Annotated in this window: 18 protein-coding genes; 13 read left to right on the plus strand and 5 right to left on the minus strand. The window is 62.3% G+C overall.

Going from position 1 to position 19,492, the window contains the following annotated elements; genetic code table 11:
- Positions 1 to 127: 127 nt before the first annotated feature.
- From ACTJKT_RS11500 to ACTJKT_RS11510, 3 genes are read left to right on the plus strand one after another with little or no spacing between them, the layout of a single operon-like run.
- Positions 128 to 1,276 carry a pyridoxal phosphate-dependent aminotransferase gene (locus ACTJKT_RS11500; RefSeq protein ID WP_440787162.1) on the plus strand — a complete coding sequence of 383 codons (1,149 nt, stop codon included), beginning with the start codon at positions 128 to 130 and terminating at the stop codon, positions 1,274 to 1,276.
- Positions 1,264 to 2,061, plus strand: a complete 798-nt coding sequence (locus ACTJKT_RS11505) for an amidohydrolase (RefSeq protein WP_097304929.1) — start codon at positions 1,264 to 1,266, stop codon at positions 2,059 to 2,061. Before ACTJKT_RS11500 ends, ACTJKT_RS11505 begins: the two co-directional genes overlap by 13 nt.
- Before the next feature lie 54 nt (positions 2,062 to 2,115).
- Positions 2,116 to 2,529: a hypothetical protein gene (locus tag ACTJKT_RS11510; RefSeq protein WP_440787163.1), complete on the plus strand. Its 414-nt coding sequence runs from the start codon at positions 2,116 to 2,118 to the stop codon at positions 2,527 to 2,529.
- Between the two features lie 70 nt (positions 2,530 to 2,599).
- Here the strand turns inward: ACTJKT_RS11510 and leuA are convergent, their stop codons facing one another.
- Complete coding sequence (leuA, locus tag ACTJKT_RS11515) at positions 2,600 to 4,279, minus strand: 2-isopropylmalate synthase (protein WP_440787164.1); 1,680 nt, start codon at positions 4,277 to 4,279, stop codon at positions 2,600 to 2,602.
- Between the two features lie 167 nt (positions 4,280 to 4,446).
- Here leuA and ACTJKT_RS11520 point away from each other — a divergent pair, with 167 nt between their 5' ends.
- Complete coding sequence (locus tag ACTJKT_RS11520) at positions 4,447 to 4,614, plus strand: hypothetical protein (protein ID WP_440787165.1); 168 nt, start codon at positions 4,447 to 4,449, stop codon at positions 4,612 to 4,614.
- A gap of 1 nt (position 4,615) precedes the next feature.
- On the opposite strand, the gene ACTJKT_RS11525 is transcribed toward ACTJKT_RS11520, so the two are convergent.
- From ACTJKT_RS11525 to ACTJKT_RS11535, 3 genes are all read right to left on the minus strand, one after another.
- Positions 4,616 to 5,437, minus strand: a complete 822-nt coding sequence (locus tag ACTJKT_RS11525) for a peptidoglycan DD-metalloendopeptidase family protein (RefSeq protein ID WP_440787166.1) — start codon at positions 5,435 to 5,437, stop codon at positions 4,616 to 4,618.
- 3 nt (positions 5,438 to 5,440) lie between these two features.
- Positions 5,441 to 6,820, minus strand: a complete 1,380-nt coding sequence (gene xseA / locus ACTJKT_RS11530) for an exodeoxyribonuclease VII large subunit (protein ID WP_038634880.1) — start codon at positions 6,818 to 6,820, stop codon at positions 5,441 to 5,443.
- Positions 6,821 to 6,914: 94 nt separating this feature from the next.
- Positions 6,915 to 7,817 carry a LysR family transcriptional regulator gene (locus ACTJKT_RS11535; RefSeq protein ID WP_440787167.1) on the minus strand — a complete coding sequence of 301 codons (903 nt, stop codon included), beginning with the start codon at positions 7,815 to 7,817 and terminating at the stop codon, positions 6,915 to 6,917.
- Positions 7,818 to 7,919: 102 nt separating this feature from the next.
- Between ACTJKT_RS11535 and ACTJKT_RS11540 the strand changes: the two genes are divergently transcribed.
- The 6 genes from ACTJKT_RS11540 to ACTJKT_RS11565 all read left to right on the plus strand — a co-directional run bounded on the left by ACTJKT_RS11540 (position 7,920) and on the right by ACTJKT_RS11565 (position 13,818).
- Positions 7,920 to 8,687, plus strand: coding sequence for a sulfite exporter TauE/SafE family protein (locus ACTJKT_RS11540; protein ID WP_028683312.1), 768 nt, complete (start codon positions 7,920 to 7,922; stop codon positions 8,685 to 8,687).
- Between the two features lie 144 nt (positions 8,688 to 8,831).
- Complete coding sequence (locus tag ACTJKT_RS11545; RefSeq protein ID WP_025806087.1) at positions 8,832 to 9,380, plus strand: sugar ABC transporter ATPase; 549 nt, start codon at positions 8,832 to 8,834, stop codon at positions 9,378 to 9,380.
- Positions 9,381 to 9,575: 195 nt separating this feature from the next.
- The gene (gene guaB, locus ACTJKT_RS11550) at positions 9,576 to 11,045 is read left to right on the plus strand and encodes an IMP dehydrogenase (RefSeq protein ID WP_025806086.1); all 1,470 of its coding nucleotides are present in this window, start codon (positions 9,576 to 9,578) and stop codon (positions 11,043 to 11,045) included.
- A gap of 99 nt (positions 11,046 to 11,144) precedes the next feature.
- A complete protein-coding gene (gene guaA, locus ACTJKT_RS11555) occupies positions 11,145 to 12,722 on the plus strand; it encodes a glutamine-hydrolyzing GMP synthase (RefSeq protein ID WP_009050625.1) in 1,578 nt (525 codons plus the stop codon).
- Between the two features lie 290 nt (positions 12,723 to 13,012).
- Positions 13,013 to 13,294, plus strand: coding sequence for a hypothetical protein (locus ACTJKT_RS11560; protein ID WP_009050624.1), 282 nt, complete (start codon positions 13,013 to 13,015; stop codon positions 13,292 to 13,294).
- A 2-nt stretch (positions 13,295 to 13,296) separates the two neighbouring features.
- Positions 13,297 to 13,818: a DNA-binding protein gene (locus ACTJKT_RS11565; protein WP_440787168.1), complete on the plus strand. Its 522-nt coding sequence runs from the start codon at positions 13,297 to 13,299 to the stop codon at positions 13,816 to 13,818.
- 18 nt (positions 13,819 to 13,836) lie between these two features.
- On the opposite strand, the gene treR is transcribed toward ACTJKT_RS11565, so the two are convergent.
- Positions 13,837 to 14,541, minus strand: a complete 705-nt coding sequence (gene treR / locus ACTJKT_RS11570; protein WP_440787169.1) for a trehalose operon repressor — start codon at positions 14,539 to 14,541, stop codon at positions 13,837 to 13,839.
- A 337-nt stretch (positions 14,542 to 14,878) separates the two neighbouring features.
- Here treR and treP point away from each other — a divergent pair, with 337 nt between their 5' ends.
- The 3 genes from treP to ACTJKT_RS11585 all read left to right on the plus strand — a co-directional run bounded on the left by treP (position 14,879) and on the right by ACTJKT_RS11585 (position 19,433).
- Positions 14,879 to 16,321, plus strand: a complete 1,443-nt coding sequence (gene treP / locus ACTJKT_RS11575; RefSeq protein WP_025806083.1) for a PTS system trehalose-specific EIIBC component — start codon at positions 14,879 to 14,881, stop codon at positions 16,319 to 16,321.
- A gap of 129 nt (positions 16,322 to 16,450) precedes the next feature.
- Positions 16,451 to 18,100 (plus strand): alpha,alpha-phosphotrehalase, encoded by a 1,650-nt coding sequence (gene treC / locus ACTJKT_RS11580; RefSeq protein ID WP_440787170.1) that lies wholly within the window; start codon positions 16,451 to 16,453, stop codon positions 18,098 to 18,100.
- A gap of 109 nt (positions 18,101 to 18,209) precedes the next feature.
- Positions 18,210 to 19,433, plus strand: coding sequence for a maltoporin (locus ACTJKT_RS11585; RefSeq protein ID WP_440787171.1), 1,224 nt, complete (start codon positions 18,210 to 18,212; stop codon positions 19,431 to 19,433).
- Positions 19,434 to 19,492 lie beyond the last annotated feature (59 nt).

Below are 19,492 nucleotides of genomic sequence, written 5' to 3' on the forward strand. Positions count from 1 at the left end.
GACTTACAGCTTGTAGCTGCGATTAAAAAGGGTCCTTCAGGGACCCTTTTTTAATCGCCGCCCTTTGGGCTATTCTCGGGACCTCCCCGTGCCGCCGTAGAGCCGGGTGTTCAGCAGGGAATCACCCATGATCACCAGTAAGCTGCCGAATGTCGGCACCACCATCTTCACGCAAATGTCGCAGCTCGCCGTGGAAACCGGCGCGCTGAACCTGTCCCAGGGTTTTCCCGATTTCGATGGCCCGCAGGCCCTGCGCGATGCCGTCGCCCGGCATATTGCCAGCGGCCACAACCAATACGCACCGATGACCGGCCTGCCAGCCTTGCGCCAGCAAGTGGCGGCCAAGATCGCCCGCAGTTATGGCGTGCAGGTGAATGCCGACACCGAGGTAACCATCACTCCAGGCGCCACCCAGGCGATCTTCTGCGCCATCCAGGCGGTGATCCAGGCCGGTGATGAAGTGATCGTCTTCGATCCTTGCTACGACAGCTATGAGCCTTCGGTGGAACTGGCCGGCGGCCGTTGCGTGCATGTGCAGCTGGGCCTGAACGATTTCGCCATCGATTGGCAGAAGCTTGGCGAAGCCCTGAGCCCGCGCACGCGGATGATCATCCTCAATACGCCGCACAACCCCAGCGGCGCCCTGATCAGTCGTGCCGAACTGGAGCAGTTGGCGGCGCTGATTCGCGATCGGGATATCTACCTGGTCAGCGACGAGGTGTACGAGCACCTGGTGCTCGACGGCATCCCCCACGTCAGCGTGCTGGCCCATGAGGAGCTGTACCAGCGGGCATTTGTGGTCAGTTCCTTTGGCAAGACTTATCACGTGACCGGCTGGAAAACCGGTTACGTGGTCGCTCCGCTGGCCCTGAGCGCGGAGCTGCGCAAGGTGCATCAATATGTCAGCTTCTGCGGCGTAACCCCTTTGCAGTACGCTCTGGCGGACTACATGGCCGAACACCCGGAACATGTCGAAGAGCTTCCCGCTTTCTATCAGGCCAAGCGCGACCTGTTCTGCGACCTGCTGGGGGCTTCGCAGTTCAGCTTTACCCGGGTGGCCGGTACTTACTTTCAACTGGTGGACTACTCGCGGATCCGTCCGGACCTGAATGACGTCGAAATGGCGATCTGGATGACCCGCGAGCACGGCGTCGCGACCATTCCGGTGTCGGTGTTCTACCGCGAGCCACCGCAAGGACAGCGTCTGGTAAGGCTATGCTTTGCCAAACGTGAGGAGACGCTGCGTCAGGCAGCGGAGAAGTTATGCGTGATCTGAGTGCTTTGCCCAATCTGAATGTGGCGCTGATCCAGACCTCCCTGGCCTGGCACGATCGCCAGGCCAATCTCGAGCACTTCGAGCTGTTGCTCGAACAGGCCCGGGGCGCCGATTTGATTATCTTGCCGGAAATGTTCACCACCGGATTTTCCATGGAGTCCGAAGCCCTCGCCGAGGCGGAAAACGGTCCGACCAGCAAGTGGCTGCGCAGCCAGGCCGCCAGGCTCGGTGCGGTGGTCACCGGCAGCGTGATTATCCAGGCCGCCGACGGCAGCCACCGCAACCGCCTGCTGTGGGCTCGTCCCGACGGCGAGGTCTGGCATTACGACAAACGTCATTTGTTCCGCATGGCCGGCGAGCACGATCACTACACGCCGGGCGAGCGCCAGGTGCAATTCGAACTCAAGGGTTGGCGGGTCAGGCCGCTGATCTGCTACGACCTGCGCTTTCCGGTGTGGAGCCGCGATGCCCGGGATACCGACTTGCTGCTGTACACGGCCAACTGGCCGGGGGCGCGGCGTCAGCACTGGAACCGTTTGTTGCCGGCCAGGGCCATCGAAAACCTGTGTTATGTGGCGGCGGTCAATCGGGTCGGCACCGACGGCAAGGGGTTTGCCTACACCGGGGATAGCCAGGTGCTGGATTTTCAGGGTGAGACCCTGCTCAGCGCGGGTGAGGCCGATGGGGTATTCCAGGTCTGCCTGAATGCCGCGGATCTGGCCGCCTATCGCGCGCGTTTTCCAGCCTACCTCGATGCCGACACCTTCGAGTTCACCCAGGCTTAAAGATTTGTTGGGGTGGGCCGTTAAGGGATGAGAGAGTTTTCAGGGAGATTCATCATGACCAGTATCGGTGCAGCGAGCATCAATCCATTCCCTCTGGGGGCCGCGCCGCAAAAGCTCAACATCGCCGAGCAGCAGGCCAGCCCGCTCGAGGTGCAGGACAAGAGCGTTGCCGAGGACAGCGACTCGGTGAGTGTCGACATGCAGGAGTACGGCGCCAAGGCCGATTTCACCTCGTCCACCGCTGATATGGTCGCGCAGTTGCAGAAGCAGATCGACCAGACCGAAAAGACCCTGTCCGAGCTGCAGTCGCAATTGTCCGGGGTGCAGAAGGGGCAGGCGAGCGAGGAGCAGAAGGCACAACAGGCCTTGCAAGTGCAGGCGCAGATCGCGATCACCGCCAGCAACCTGCAGGTGTTGCAGGCGGCCTTGCTCCAGGCGCTGACGGCGCGGATCAATACCACTGCCTGAGTGAGGCAATAAATACACGGCGACAAAAAAGCCCCGGATCATCCGGGGCTTTTTTGTCGCCGTAAAACCGTCAGGCGGCTTTGGCGTCCAGCTGGCTCAGGGAGCGGTTCAGCGCGCTGAACAGGGCCTTGAAGCTGGCGGTGGTGATGTTTTCATCGATACCCACACCGTGCACCGCACGTTCGCCGTTCACACGCAGTTCGATATAGGCCGCGGCCTTGGCGTTGGTGCCCGCGCCGATGGCGTGCTCGTTGTAGTCCATGATTTCCACCGGAATCGGCAAGCCGGCCACCAGGGCTTCCAGGGCGCCGTTGCCCTTGCCGCGCCAGTGCAGGTTGGTCTCGCCCTGGCCCTTGCTGGAGACTTCCACTTCCACGGCGCTGTGGCCGTTTTCTTCCTGCAGGCGGTGGCTGACCAGCGCATACGGGGTGTTGGCCTGCAAGTATTCGCTGTGGAGCAGCGCGTGGATCTGCTGGGCGGTCATCTCCAGGCCCAGGCGATCGGTTTCACGCTGTACCACCTGGCTGAACTCGATCTGCATGCGGCGCGGCAAGCTGATGCCGTATTCCTGTTCCAGCAGGTAGGCGATACCGCCTTTGCCCGACTGGCTGTTGACGCGAATCACCGCCTCGTAGCTGCGGCCGATGTCGGCCGGGTCGATCGGCAGGTAGGGTACTTCCCACAGCCCATCGGATTTCTGCTGGGCGAAGCCCTTGCGGATCGCATCCTGGTGCGAGCCGGAGAAGGCGGTGTGAACCAGGTCGCCGACATACGGATGACGAGGGTGCACCGGAATCTGGTTGCACTCTTCGACCACTTTGCGCACGCCGTCGATATCGGAGAAGTCCAGCTCTGGATCGATGCCTTGGGTGTAGAGGTTCAGGGCCACGGTGACCAGGTCGACGTTGCCGGTACGTTCGCCGTTGCCGAACAGGCAGCCTTCGACGCGGTCGGCGCCGGCCATCAGGCCCAGCTCGGTGGCGGCTACGCCGGTACCACGGTCGTTGTGGGTGTGCAGGCTGATGAGCACGCTGTCACGACGGTTGATGTGGCGGCCGAACCATTCGATCTGGTCGGCATAGATGTTCGGCGTGGCGACTTCGACGGTGGCCGGCAGGTTGAGGATCACCTTGTTGGCTGGCGTCGGGTTCCAGACCTCGATCACCGCGTCGCAGACTTCCTTGGCGAACTCCAGCTCAGTGGCGCTGAAGGTCTCTGGCGAGTATTCGAACTGCCATTGGGTTTCCGGCTGCTGGGCGGCGTATTTGACGAACAGCTTGGCGGCGTTCACCGCGATCTCTTTCACGCCTTCCTTGTCCTGGTTGAAGACAATGCGGCGGAACGACGGGCTGGTGGCGTTGTACAGGTGGACGATGGCTTTCTTCGCCCCGCGCAACGATTCGAAGGTACGGGCGATCAGGTCTTCACGGGCCTGGGTCAGCACCTGGATGGTGGTGTCGTCCGGGATGTGGCCGCCTTCGATCAGGGTGCGCACGAAGTCGAAGTCGGTCTGCGAAGCGGCCGGGAAGGAGGCCTCGATTTCTTTCACACCGACGGCGACCAGGGTTTTCCAGAAACGCAGCTTCTTCACCGCATCCATCGGCTCGATCAACGACTGGTTGCCATCACGCAGGTCGGAGCTGCACCAGGTCGGCGCGCTGGTGATGGTCTTCGACGGCCAGGTGCGGTCCGGCAAGTTGATGGTCGGGAACGCGCGGTACTTCGAGGAAGGGTCTTTGAGCATGCTCATGGGAAAATCCTTATTGTCCGGGCCGAAAAGAGGCGGCCTGCCGGTGAATCAATGGGTGTGCTGTTTGAAGCAGGGGACGAGGTACCGCGACTCAACCTGGCAGTCGTGCGCTGACGAGGCAGAGGCTTCGGTGTTGACGGCGCTGAATGAGGGTGTGAGAGGTTTTCATGCCCTCAACCCTAACCATTGGGGTGAAAGATGGCAAGCAGTCGAAAAAAATTGAGATAAATCTCTTAAAACGAAAATTTTGCGAGATTTTATTCTGCTGGATTGATGGCTTGCTCGATCTTATTGCGCAGACTTTTGAACCTGCGCAATCCCTGCAGGAGTCATGACTCAGGGCTGGAAGGCACCGATAAAGATCGCCGGATCGACCCGGGCGTCGTTCAGGCTGACGTTCCAGTGCATGTGCGGCCCGGTGGCGCGCCCGGTGGAGCCGACTTTCCCGACCACGCCGCCGCGGGCCAGTTGCTGGCCGACCTTCACGTCGATTTTCGACATATGGCAGAACATGCTGATAAAGCCCTGGCCATGGTCGACGAATACGGTGTTGCCGTTGAAAAAGTAATTGCCGATCAGGATCACCTTACCGGCGGCCGGCGTCTTGATCGCTGTCCCGGCGGGCACCGCGAAGTCCAGCCCGGCGTGTGGGTTGCGCTCCTCACCGTTGAAGAAGCGGCGTACGCCGAACTTGCTCGACAGCGGGCCGCTCACCGGCTTGTCCAGCAGCAGGTTGCTCGGGGTGTTGGGGCTGAAACTGCGGTAGGCGCGAACCTGCTCGGCCAACTCGGCGTCGATGCGCTTGAGGTCGGCCGGATCGGGGTTGACCTGGCGTTTGTTCTTTAGCGTGATGTGCTGTTCCGGGTATTTCTTGCTGCCCACATTGAAGTTCAGGCTGCGACCGCCAGCACTGATCTGCTGAGGGCCGGGCTTGACGGTCAGGGGGATGCCGACAATCGCCAGCCAGTTGTTCTGTTCCTTGACCACCAGCAGCGGTTTGCCCTGGTAGCTGGCCTTGGGCGCCTGGGCGGCGCTGCCCAGGTCGATCACCGCCACGCCGCCGGGCACCGGTTTGTTCAGCAGGCGCGTGATGTAGCTATCGGCATGGGCGTTGAAGGTCAGGCACAGCAACAGCAGGGAGCTCAGAAAACGCGGCATGGATCAATCCAGTAAAGAGAGGGTGACAGGCGTCAGGTGATTGTCTTCGACCCGGACCTGCAGTTCGCCTTCGCCAAGGCGGGCCTTGAGGCGTTGGCCCGGCTGGGTCTGTGCGGCGCTGCGAATGGCTTGGCCGCGTTCGTCCAGCAGGATGCTGTAGCCACGGCCGAGGGTGGCCAGCGGGCTGACCACATGCAGGGTCTGCACCTGGCTTTGCAGTTGCAGGCGGCGGGATTTCAGACCTTCGCGCATGGCCCGTGGCAGGCGTTCGGCCAGGCTGTCGAGGCGTTGCCGCAGCAGCGCCAGCTGACGCCCGGGGTGCTGGCCGGCGAGCCGGGTTTCCAGGCGGATCAGGCGTTCGCGGCGAGTATTGAGGCTGCGCTCGAACGCCCGGCGCATGCGCATGTCCAGGTCGTCCAGGCGTTGCGCTTGCTGGCGCAGGCGCTCGCCGGGGTGGCGCAGGCGCCGGGCCATGCCTTCCAGGCGCAGGCGATCGCGCAGCAGGCGATCGCGCATGCGCATCACCAGGCGTCGATGCAGGCTTTCGACCCGGTGTCGCAGGTCGCTGGAGTCCGGTGCGAGCAACTCGGCGGCCGCCGAGGGCGTCGGTGCGCGCACGTCGGCGACGAAGTCGCTGATCGAGACGTCGGTTTCATGACCCACGGCGCTGACGATCGGCGTGACACAGGCATCCACCGCCCGGGCCACGGCTTCTTCGTTGAAGCACCAGAGGTCTTCCAGGGAGCCGCCGCCACGGGCCAGGATCAGTGCGTCGAAGCCCCGGGCATCGGCCATTTTCAGGGCGCGGACGATCTGCGCGGTCGCCTCTCGGCCTTGCACGGCGGTCGGGATCAGGGTCAGGGCCACTTGCGGTGCGCGGCGGCGGAACACGCTGATGATGTCGCGAATCACCGCGCCCGTCGGCGAACTGATAATGCCGATGCGCTGCGGATGGGCTGGCAGCGGCACCTTGCGTTCGGTGCTGAACAGACCTTCGGCGCTGAGCTTTTCCTTCAGGGCATCGAAGGCCAGGCGCAGGGCGCCGTCGCCGGCCGGCTCGACCGTATCGAGGATCAGCTGATAGTCGCCGCGGCCCTCGAACAGCGAGACCTTGCCGCGCACCTTGACCGCCAGGCCGTCCTTCAGCGCCTGGCGCACCCGCGCGGCATTTTGCCGAAACAGCGCGCAGCGCACCTGGGCACCGCTGTCCTTGAGGGTGAAGTACACATGGCCGGACGCCGGGCGGGCGAGGTTGGAGATTTCGCCTTCGACCCAGATGTTGCTGAACACGTCTTCCAGCAACACCCGCGCACGGCCGTTGAGCTGGCTGACGGTCAGGACTTCGCGGTCCAGGCCGAGTCTTGCAAAGGGATCTTTAATCATGGGGCGCAGTTTAAAGGCATTCGGCAAACAATCTCCATGGATCGAAACAAAAGGAGACGATGCCTTTGCCGACCTTGAATGCGTCCCTCGGCGGTTAGGCCGTGAGGGCGCCGTGGAAGTGTTCGATGAACTGCTTGACCAGAGGTGTCGGGTCCTGCCGGCAGGCGAGGGCGACCGTGCTCTGGCAGGCCGGGTCTGCCAAGGGCAGGAAGTGCAGGCTGGCGGGTGCAATGTCTTGCATCGATTCGGGCAGCAGGGCGATGCCGAATCCGGCCTGGATCAATTGCAGCTGGGTGGTCTTGCGCGACAGCACCCGCGCCGCCTTGGGAAAAAAGCCCTGGCGCATGCACAGCTCGGCCGACAGGTAACTCAGGCCGCCGCGTTGTGGATGGGGAATGGAGATAAAGGCTTCGTCGCGCAGTTGCGCCAGATCCACGCCCTGCTCGGGAGGATCCAATGCCAGAGGGTGACCCGGCGGCACGGCCAGCAGCAGGCGCTCGCTGAACAGCGGCGTGATCCGCACGCCCTCGCGCTGGCGCAGTACCGGCAGCCGTAGCAGGCCGATATCCAGCCGGCCTTCGGCGACTTCCTCCAGCTGCGCTTCGGAAGACAGGGTGGCGATGTCCATCGAGGCGCCCGGGCACTGTTCCAGATAACCGCTGATGGCCCGCAGCAAGCGGCCGCTCATGGACACCGTGCTGGAGTGGCTCAAGCGCAATGTCCCCAGTTGCCCATGGCCGACCTGGGTCGCCAGCTCGCTGGCCTTGTTCAGCTCATCGAGCAGGTTGCGGGCGCGCGGGTAGAAGGCTTCGCCTGCTGCCGTCAGCCTGGGCAGGCGCGCGGTGCGTTCGAACAGCGGGGTCTTGAGGTGGTTTTCCAGTTCCTTGATCTGCCGGCTGAGGGCGGACTGGGCAATGAACAGGCGTTCGGCGGCCGCGCTGAAACTGCCGCTGTCGGCGATTTCCACGAAGTAGCGCAGTTGGCGGGTTGAAATCACTCGTCATGCCTTTTTGAGATGGGTAGATGGCTTTGATGATATTAGTCGCAAGGCTTGTGGCTGGCTAAAGTCATTCCTTGATTAAAGGAGGATGGCGAATCGATGAGCATGGTCGAGTTGTTGGGGCAGTGGTCGTGGGGGGCGAGTGGCTGGCTGGCGATCGGCCTGGGGATCGCCCTGGCCTATATCGTGTTTGGCATTGCCGGGTTCGGCACGGCGCTGGTGGCCGGGCCGGTGCTGATCCTGTTCATGCCGCTGTCGAAGATAATCCCGCTGCTGGTGCTGCTGGATTTTGTCGCGGCCTTCGGCAACCTCTTGCCGTCACGGCGGGATGTCGATCGCTCCGAGCTGGTACGCCTGCTGCCGTGCATGGCGCTGGGCTGCACCCTGGGGGTGATCTTCCTGCTCAACCTCAAGTCCGACCTGTTGCTGCTGTTGATGGGGCTGTTTATCAGTGCTTATGCGGTGTACAGCCTGTGGGTCAAGGCAAGGCCCAAGGCGCTGGCGGCGGGCTGGGCGATTCCCATGGGCACCGTGGGTGGGACGTTCGGGGCGCTGTTTGGCAGTGGCGGCTTTTTATATGCAATCTATCTGAACAGCCGCCTGCCCAAGGATGCGGCGCGGGCCACCCAGAGTGCGCTGATCAGTTGCAGCACGGTGGTGCGCCTGAGCCTGTTCGCCATTGCCGGCGTTTATGCGCAGCTGCCTTTATTGCTGCTGGCGCTGTGCCTGTTGCCGGCGATGGCGCTGGGCTTGTGGATGGGGCGTCGGCTGACCCTGAAGTTGTCCCGCGAGGCGTTCGTCCGGCTGGTGACCTGGCTGGTGCTGGCCAGCGGCATTGCCCTGATCGGCCGTTACCTGAGCACTTGACCTGTGGAGTTCAGGGATTAAGCTGCGGGCCCTCGGATCTGCCAGGCACGCCGACTTCTACACTTATTTAGTAGATATCAGCTCGCAGGCGTACTGTCCGAGCAGGCGACGCAGACTTCCCTTCAGACGCTTCAGGCCCCACCCATGAACTCGCAAAGCATCATCGTTCCGAAAATCTCCACCTTGCCGGTTCACGAACCCCGCGCCCGGGCGATCGTGCGCTGGCTGGTGCGCAAGAATATCGTCGAGGAAGCCTTGAGCACCTGTGGCCGTACCGGCAATCGCATGGCGCACGCCATTGCCCCAGGTGCGCGGGAGGTGGTGCTGCACCCGGAGGCCTTGCCCTTCGGCGAGCCGATCAACGGCCTGGAAATCATTACCAAACGCTGCATCTATACCCCGTCCAAGGGGTTTCTCGAGGAAGCGGGCTGCGCCGAGTGCCGCCAGGAAGTGGGGGAGGCGCTGTTCGAGAGCCTGGAAGACTGGATGCCCGGGCGCACCGATAACTTCACCTGCCCCGAGTGCGGGCATGAAGACGACATCAACGGTTTTCTGTTCTTGCAGGAGTGCGGCTTTTCCAACCTCGGTTTCATCTTCAACAACTGGGCCGAGGCCGGGTTCAAGCAGAGCTTTCTCGACGAGTTCGCCGAATGGCTGGATCAGCCGGTGAGTTGGGTGAAGGTGGAGTTGTAGGGGGATTTCGGCAGCCGGGTCCGGGTGCTGAAATCATCGTCGGCAGGTGCAATGCCGGCCCGCGAAACAGACGCTGTGTTCCGGCAAATTCCCCATCCATCACCCCGTTGATAATAGACAGACTTTTACATTGAGCCCGGGTAGGTGTCTGAGTATAATGGCGCGCTTCCATTTTCCCGCTCGGGAGCCCCCGCGATGCTGCGTATCAGCCAAGAAGCTCTGACCTTCGACGACATTCTCCTAGTACCCGGTTATTCCGAGGTGCTTCCTAACGAAGTCAGTCTCAAGACCCGTCTTACCCGTGGCATCGAGCTGAATATTCCACTGGTTTCCGCCGCAATGGACACCGTCACTGAAGCCCGTCTGGCAATCGCCATGGCTCAGGAAGGTGGCATCGGCATCATCCACAAGAACATGACCATCGAGCAGCAAGCTGCCGAAGTCCGCAAGGTCAAGAAGTTCGAAGCCGGCGTCGTCAAAGACCCGATCACCATCGAGGCTGACGCCACGGTGCGCGACCTGTTCGAACTGACCCGCATGCACAACATTTCCGGCGTTCCGGTACTGCACGATGGCGACCTGGTCGGCATCGTCACTTCCCGTGACGTGCGTTTCGAAAACCGCATGGACGCCAGCGTCCGTGAAGTGATGACGCCTAAAGAGCGCCTGGTCACGGTCAAGGAAGGCGCCGACAAGAACGACGTGCGCGAGCTGCTGCACAAGCACCGCATCGAGCGCGTGCTGATCGTCGACGACAAGTTCGCCCTCAAAGGCATGATGACCGTCAACGACATCGAAAAAGCCAAGGCTTACCCGCTGGCCAGCAAGGACGATCAAGGTCGTCTGCGCGTAGGCGCTGCAGTCGGTACCGGTAAAGACACCGGCGACCGCGTTGCCGCCCTGGTCAACGCCGGTGTGGACGTGGTGGTGGTCGACACCGCCCACGGTCACTCCAAAGGCGTGATCGACCGCGTTCGCTGGGTCAAGGAAAACTACCCACAAGTGCAGGTGATCGGCGGCAACATCGCCACCGGTGCCGCTGCCAAGGCCCTGGCCGCAGCCGGCGCCGACGCAGTCAAGGTCGGTATCGGCCCAGGCTCGATCTGCACCACCCGTATCGTCGCCGGTGTCGGCGTACCGCAAATCAGCGCCATCGCCAATGTCGCCGCGGCCCTTGAAGGCACCGGCGTTCCATTGATCGCCGACGGCGGCATCCGCTTCTCCGGTGACCTGTCCAAGGCCATCGTCGCCGGTGCTTCCGCAGTGATGATGGGCTCGATGTTCGCCGGTACCGAAGAAGCGCCAGGCGAAATCGAACTGTTCCAGGGCCGCTCCTACAAGGCTTACCGCGGCATGGGTTCGCTGGGCGCCATGTCCCAGGCCCAGGGCTCTTCCGACCGTTACTTCCAGGACTCCTCCGCGGGTGCCGAGAAGCTGGTTCCGGAAGGCATCGAAGGCCGTGTTCCCTACAAGGGCACCCTGACCGCCATCATCCATCAGCTGATGGGTGGCCTGCGTTCTTCCATGGGCTACACCGGTAGCGCCAACATCGAAGAAATGCGCACCAAGCCGGAGTTCGTACGCATCACTGGCGCCGGTATGGCTGAGTCCCACGTCCATGACGTGCAGATCACCAAGGAAGCGCCGAACTACCGCGTAGGTTGATGCTTCAAGCAAAACGTTAAATGACCGGGGCTGTTTTATTCAGCCCCGAGTCGTTTCTGAATCACGACTGTTTTCGAATTACCTAGACGAGACTGAATCATGGCCCTCGACATTCATGCCCACCGCATCCTGATCCTCGATTTCGGTTCCCAGTACACCCAATTGATCGCCCGTCGCGTGCGTGAAATCGGCGTGTATTGCGAGCTGCATCCGTTCGACATGGATGACGAAGCGATTCGCGAATTCGCTCCAAAAGGCGTCATTCTCGCCGGCGGCCCCGAGTCCGTGCACGAAGCCGATAGCCCGCGCTGCCCGCAAGCGGTGTTCGACCTGGGCGTGCCGGTTTTCGGTATCTGCTACGGCATGCAGACCATGGCCGAGCAAATGGGCGGCAAGGTCGAGGGTTCCGAACTGCGTGAATTCGGTTATGCCCGTGTCGATGTGGTCGGCAAGAGCCGCCTGCTGGACGGCATCGAAGATCACGTCGACGCCGACGGCCTGTTCGGCCTCGACGTGTGGATGAGCCACGGTGACAAGGTCACCAAGATGCCGGAAGACTTCCACATCCTGGCCAGCACCCCGAGCTGCCCGATCGCCGGCATGTTCAACGACGACCTGCGCTACTACGGCGTGCAGTTCCACCCGGAAGTGACCCACACCAAGCAGGGCGGCCGCATCCTGTCGCGCTTCATCCTCGACATCTGCGGCTGCGAAGCCCTGTGGACACCGTCGAAAATCGCTGAAGACGCCATCGCCCAGGTGCGTGCCCAGGTGGGTACCGACAACGTCCTGCTGGGCCTGTCCGGCGGTGTCGACTCCTCGGTGGTCGCGGCCCTGCTGCACAAGGCCATCGGCGACCAGCTGACCTGCGTCTTCGTCGACAACGGCCTGCTGCGCCTGCACGAAGGCGAGCAAGTGATGGCCATGTTCGCCGAGAACATGGGCGTCAAGGTGATCCGCGCCAACGCCGAGGAGCAGTTCCTCAACAACCTGGCCGGCGAAGCCGACCCGGAGAAGAAGCGCAAGATCATCGGCCGTACCTTCATCGACGTGTTCGATGCCGAATCCTGCAAGCTGGACAACATCAAGTTCCTGGCCCAGGGCACCATCTACCCGGACGTGATCGAGTCGGCTGGTGCCAAGAGCGGCAAGGCCCACGTGATCAAGTCGCACCACAACGTGGGCGGCCTGCCGGAAGAAATGAACCTCAAGCTGGTCGAGCCACTGCGCGAACTGTTCAAGGACGAAGTCCGTCGTCTGGGCCTGGAGTTGGGCCTGCCGTACGACATGGTCTACCGTCACCCGTTCCCGGGCCCGGGCCTGGGCGTGCGCATCCTCGGCGAAGTGAAGAAGGAATACGCCGACCTGCTGCGTCGCGCCGACCACATCTTCATCGAAGAACTGCGCAAGGCCGACTGGTACCACAAGGTCAGCCAGGCGTTCGTGGTGTTCCAGCCGGTGAAATCGGTGGGCGTGGTCGGTGACGGCCGTCGTTACGCCTGGGTCGTGGCCCTGCGTGCCGTGGAAACCATCGACTTCATGACCGCGCGTTGGGCACACCTGCCTTACGAACTGCTGGAAACCGTCAGCGGCCGGATCATCAACGAAATCGAAGGCATCTCCCGCGTCACCTACGACGTGTCGAGCAAGCCGCCAGCCACCATCGAGTGGGAATGATCCCGGCCGAGTGATCGGCTGCTGATCGTTCAGGCAACAGCAATGGCGATCGAGACCTTCGGGTGTCGATCGCCATTTGTGTTTCAGGGTCTTTAAAAAGCCCGGTTTCCAGCCCTCCCGCAATACCAGGAAAGACATGGGCCCATCGTCGCCCGCCTGGCCTGTGTACCCTCGACAGACATTCATCGAATTCCCAGCGGCGGCCTTTGGCGATGCCGGCGCAGGCGTTGAAAGAATTCATGGTTGTCAGTTGACAACCTTTTCATTGTTGACGAGACTGGAGGCCATGGATGGCTCGCACACCTCATCCCAAGAAAGACATTGAAATGGCGCTGCGTTACGCCGAATGGCAGGGCTGGCGCGTCGAAGTCGGCGGTAGTCATGCCTGGGGCAAGATCTACTGCCCTTACAACAGTGAGGTGTGTCGTTGCGGCGAGTTCTGCATCACCAGTGTGTGGAGCACGCCGAAAAATCCCCTCCAGCATGCCCGGGCGCTGTGCCGGGTAGTCGACAACTGCACGCTGAATCAGCTGCGCGGCGGGAAAGTCCCGCAACCTCGTCGGGAGTCATGACCATGGAATACCTGTTTACCCTCAATTACCTGCTGCCTGCCCACGACTGCGACCCGGACGTACTGGTGGAGCGCCTTGGCGCGGGGGGCTGCACCGATGCGCTGGTCGGTACCGGGCTGGCGGGGCGCCTGGCGCTGGAGTTCAGCCGCGAGGCCGAAAGCGGTGAGGCGGCGCTGCTCAGTGCCCTGGGCGATATCAAGCGGATCATTCCGGATGCGCGGCTGGTAGAAGCCAGCCCGGATTTCGTCGGCCTGAGCGAGATTGCCGATATCGTCGGGGTCTCCCGGCAGAACATGCGCAAGCTGATGCTGAACCATGCCGGCAGTTTCCCCCTGGCGATCCACGAGGGCAGTGCCTCGCTCTGGCATCTGGCGGAAGTGCTGAGCTGGCTGGATGCCCGGGGCGGTTACCAGTTGCAGCACCCGGTGATAGAGGTGGCGCGGGTCGCGCAATCCGTGAACGTTGCCAAGGAGGCCCGCCGGGTCGGCATCCCGAGCGCTGAACTGGTGGCGCTGCTGGGCTGAGCGGGCCCGCCGCGGCGATCAGCGTCGGGCGACGTCCGAGAAGTAGAATTTGTCCAGGGTGTGGCGTGATTCGGTGTATTCGAACTGCCGGCCGTCCTGCAGGAAGGTCTGGTTGCTGACCACTATCACGTGGCTCTGTCCCTCCAGGTCCAGGTGCTGCTGGTCATCCCGGGTGCGAGGGGTGGCTTCGATGGTCCGCTGGGCGTAGCTGATCTGCAATTGCAGGGTCTGCTCGATATAGGCGTAGATCGAGTGCTCGGCAATCTGCCGGTCCAGCCCCGGGATCAACTCGGCGACGAAGTGGTTGATGTCGAGAATCACCCGTTTGCCATCGATACGCCGCACCCGCTTGATCCGGGTAATCAGGCTGCCTTCCTCGGCCTGCAGGTGTTCGAGCAACGCACCTTCGAGGGGAAATTGGGTGAACTCCACCACCTCGGTGCTGACGTCGTTGCCCAGGCGCGGATAGGTTTCCTGGAAGCTGACAATGCCGCCCAGCTGGAATTCGATCGGGTGCGACGACAGCACAAAAGTGCCCTTGCCATGGATCTTCTGGGCGAAGCCGCGCTCCTGCAGCTGCTCGATGGCCTTGCGCACGGTGCCGCGGCTGGCCTGGTAGCTGTCCATCAACTCGGTTTCGGAAGGCAGACGAGCGCCGCGTTCCAGGCGCTCGGTGGTGATGCTGGCAAGCAGATCGCTGTAGATCTGGTTGTATTTACTCATGGGATGGCTCTGTGCCGTCTGCGCTCAAGGCGGGAACCTTAAGGGCCGTGAGCGGATTTGTCTATTTGAGGCGCTTGGGTCGAACGCCTGACTGCGGGTGGCGAAGTGGCAATGAAACACCTTACAGCAGTTTAAGAACTTTCTGGTGCGAATGGCGTGCTCCGCCGGAGAGCATGGATCTAGAGCCGTTCTCGCACAGAAGAAACTCCCCACGACCAGGGTTTCGAAGCGGTATTTGCAAACTCGTCTGTACGAGTTATTGCTTTAACTCGTACAGACGAGTATTTTTCGCTTCGGCGTGCTGCCAATAACAAAAAACCAAAGCGGAAGAACAAGCATGAGCCACGATTACTCCACGATCGCCAGCGAGTTGCTGCACAGCCTCGGTGGCGCCGACAACCTCGAACAAGCCGCGCATTGCGTCACTCGCCTGCGCCTGGCGCTCAAGGACCCGAGCCTGGTGGACAGCGCGACGCTGAACCAGATCGATCTGGTCAAGGGCTCGTTTTTCACCGGCGGCCTGTTCCAGGTGGTCATCGGCCCCGGCGAAGTCGAAAAGGTCTATGCCGCGTTGCGCCAACTCACCGGGCTGGCCGCTTCCACCATCGCCGACGTCAAGCAGAAGGGCGCCGACAAGACCCACGCCATGCAGCGCCTGGTGCGGGTATTTTCCGATGTCTTCATGCCGATCCTGCCGGCGCTGATCATTGCCGGCCTGCTGATGGGGGTGAACAACCTGATCGGCGCCAAGGGCATGTTCATCGAAGGCCGCACTCTGCTTGAGGCCTACCCGACCCTGGATGGCGTGTGGAGCCTGATCAACCTGATGGCCAACACCTCCTTCGTATTCCTGCCGGCCCTGGTGGGCTGGTCGGCAGCCAAGCGCTTTGGCGGCAGCGAAATCCTCGGCATCGTGCTGGGCCTGATGCTGGTGCATCCCGACCTGCTCAATGCCTGGAACTACGGCAAGGCCGTGGCCGGGCTGGAGGGCCAGAGCCTGCCGTACTTCGACATCTTCGGCCTGTTCCAGATCGAGAAGGTCGGCTACCAGGGGCAGATCCTGCCGATCCTGCTGGCGGCCTACGTCATGAGCGTCATCGAAAAATGGCTGCGGGCGCGGGTGCCGAATGCGATCACCCTGCTGGTCGTGCCCATCACCACCATAGTGGTCACCGGCGTGCTGGCGCTGGCAGTGATAGGCCCGGTGACCCGGCACCTGGGGATCCTGATCACCGAAGGCGTGGTCACCCTGTTCGAACTGGCGCCGATGGTCGGCGGGGCGATTTTCGGCCTGCTCTACGCGCCGCTGGTGATCACCGGCATGCACCACATGTTCCTCGCCGTGGACCTGCAACTGATCTCGACCCAGGGCGGCACCTTCATCTGGCCGATGATCGTCATGTCCAACCTGGCCCAGGGCAGCGCGGCGCTGGCGGTGTTCAGCATGAGCCGCAACGCGCGGGACCGCAGCATGGCGTCGACCTCGGCGATCTCCGCCTATTTCGGCATCACCGAACCGGCCATGTTCGGGGTCAACCTGCGCTACAAGTTTCCGTTCTACGCCGCGCTGATCGGCTCGGCGCTGGGCAGCATTTTCCTCTCGCTGAACAAGGTCCAGGCATCGGCCATTGGCGTCGGCGGGCTGCCGGGGTTCATCTCGATCATTCCCCAGTACATCCCGATGTTCGTGGTCGGCATGGTGGTCGCCCTGGTGGTGCCGTTCGTGCTGACCTGCGGCTTGAGCATGAAGATCATCCGGCCGGGGTATCGCGTCGCCTGACAGATCGCTATCGCGGGCAAGTCGGATCGCCGCCCGCTCGCTCCTACGCATTCGAGGCATTTGTAGGAGCGAGGCTTGCCCGCGATAAGGCCCTCAAAGCCAGTACAAAACCCATTGAAGGAACCCACCATGCAAGACTGGCAGCGTTCGGTGATCTACCAGATCTACCCGAAGAGTTTCTACAGCCACAGCGGCCAGGCCACCGGCGACCTGCTGGGGGTGGTCGACAAGCTCGACTACCTGCACTGGCTGGGTGTCGATTGCCTGTGGCTCACCCCGTTCCTGCGCTCGCCCCAGCGCGACAACGGCTACGACATCAGCGACTACTACACCATCGACCCGAGCTACGGGACCATGGCCGATTGCGAGTTGCTGATCGCCGAGGCCGGCAAGCGTGGCATCAAGCTGATGCTGGACATAGTGGTCAACCACACCTCCATCGAGCATGAGTGGTTCCAGCAGGCCCGCAGCAGCCTCGACAACCCGTACCGCGACTTCTACATCTGGCGCGACCAGCCGAACAACTGGGAGTCCAAGTTCGGCGGTTCCGCCTGGGAGTACGAAGCGCAGACCGGCCAGTACTACCTGCACCTGTTCGACCACACCCAGGCCGACCTCAACTGGGACAACCCCCAGGTGCGCGCCGAAGTGTTCAAGATGATGCGCTTCTGGCGCGACAAGGGGGTTGGCGGCTTCCGTCTGGACGTGATCAACCTGATCTCCAAGCCGGCCGACTTCCCGGAAGACGCCAGCGATGGCCGGCGCTTCTATACCGACGGCCCGAACGTGCACCCGTACCTGCAGCAGATGCATCGCGAGGTCTTCGAGGGCTTTGACCTGATCAACGTCGGCGAGATGTCTTCCACCAGCCTCGAGCACTGCATTCGTTACTCGCGGCCCGAGTCGAAAGAGCTGTCGATGACCTTCAACTTCCACCACCTGAAGGTCGATTACCCGAACCTGCATAAGTGGATTCGCGCCGATTTCGACTTCCTCCAGCTCAAGCGCATCCTCTCCGACTGGCAGAGCGGCATGCAGGCCGGCGGTGGCTGGAACGCGTTGTTCTGGTGTAACCACGACCAGCCACGGGTGGTGTCGCGTTTCGGCGACGACGGCGAATACCGGGTGGTTTCGGCGAAGATGCTCGCCACCGCACTGCATTTCCTCCAGGGCACGCCGTTCGTGTACCAGGGCGAAGAGCTGGGCATGACCAACCCCGGTTTTACCCACATCGACCAGTACCGCGATGTCGAGACCCTGAACATCTACCGCCTCAAGCGCGAAGCCGGCGCCAGCGAAACGGACAACATGGCGGCGATCATGCAGAAGTCCCGGGACAACGGGCGCACGCCGATGCAATGGAAGGCCGAGGCCCACGCCGGTTTCAGCAGCGTCGAACCCTGGATTGGCGTGCCGGCCAATGCCGCGCAAATCAATGTCGAGCAGCAGCTGGAAGACCCGGATTCGGTGTTGCACCACTACCGCCAGTTGATTGCCCTGCGCCGTCGCGAGCCGCTGATCCAGGACGGCGAGTATCGCCAGTTGCTGGCCGAGCACCCGCAGGTCTGGGCCTATCTGCGCGAGGGGCAGGGCGAGCGCCTGCTGGTGGTGAACAATTTCTACGGCAGCGCCTGCGAAGTGCAGTTGCCGGAGGGAGTGATGACCGAGCGCACGGAGCAGCGTCTGGTCATCAGTAACTACGCGGACCATGAAACCCGCAGCCGCCAGCTGTTCCTGCGGCCTTACGAGTCCTTTGTCCTGCACCTGATCGACCGCTGACAACCTTCCCCGCATGAGCGCGGCGTGCCCGGCACACCGCGAGCTTTCGCTCGCCGGTAGGGCGGCGCCTGCGGGGCACACACACAGAATAAAAATAATGGGGTGGCTTATGAAAACAACAATAAATCGCGGCCTTGCAGCGTCCTGCGTCTGCCTGGCACTACCGTTCCCGGCCCAGGCACTGGAGTTCGCCGGTTACCTGCGCAGTGGCCTCGGCACTTCGGTCAACAGCAGCTCGCAGTCCTGTTTCCAGTTGCCCGGCGCGCAGTCCAAATACCGCCTGGGCAACGAGTGCGAACAGTACGCCGAGCTGGAGCTGCGCCAGGACCTCTACACCCTGGCCGACGGCTCGGTGCTCAGCGTCGACGCCATGGCGTCGCTCTATAACCAGTACGACCGCAGCCTGACCTTCCAGGGCGACAACGGCTCGGCGCGCATGCCGCAGATGTATGCCCAGTGGTCGAACATGCCCAGCCTCAATGGCGGCTCGTTGTGGGCCGGCCGGCGTTACTACAAGCGCAACGACATCCATATCTCCGACTTCTACTACTGGAACCAGAGCGCCACCGGCGGCGGTATCGAGGACGTGCTGATCGGCGATCTGAAATACAGCTACGCCTTCTCGCGCAAGGACAACCTGTACCAGAAGGACTACATCAACCGGCACGACTTCAACGTCGCCGGTTTCAAGAGCAACCCCGGCGGCGAGCTGGAACTGGGCCTGAGCTACATCGACAAGCCCGACAGTCGCGACGCCCATCGGGGTTGGGCCATCACCGCCCAGCATGTACAAAAGGACTTCCTGGGCGGCAAGAACAAGCTGGCGTTGCAGTACGGCGAAGGCCCGGGCACCGGGCTGGGTTACACCGGCAATGTGCAACTGGACGACAGCAACAAGAGCTACCGCCTGGTGGAGTTCTTCGACTGGCAACTGACCCCGCGTTTTGGCGGGCAGGTCGAAGCGGTCTACCAGAAAGACATCCGCCCCGACGGCAACGACCAGAACTGGATCTCCCTGGGTATCCGCCCGGCCTACGCCATCAGCGAGCAGTTTAAGCTGGTCACCGAGCTGGGCCACGATCAGGTCGAGGCCCCCGGCGGCACGCGCAAGCTCAGCAAGTTCACCTTCGCCCCGACCTGGTCGCCCAAGGGCCCGGAATTCTGGACGCGCCCCGAGGTACGCCTGTACTACACCTATGCCAGCTGGAACCAGGCCGCCAAGCGCGCGGCCAATGAGCTGGCGGCGGGTTCGGCGCTGTCCGATACCGGCGCCTTCGGTACCGCCAGGCATGGCGCGAACGTCGGATTGCAGGTCGAGTACTGGTGGAAATAAGCGATGCTGTCGGGGCTCGCGCTCCATCGGCACTTACAAGAACAAACAGCAGGTGAAGT

Source organism: Pseudomonas sp. 22526, assembly GCF_052044735.1.
GTDB lineage: Bacteria > Pseudomonadota > Gammaproteobacteria > Pseudomonadales > Pseudomonadaceae > Aquipseudomonas > Aquipseudomonas piscium.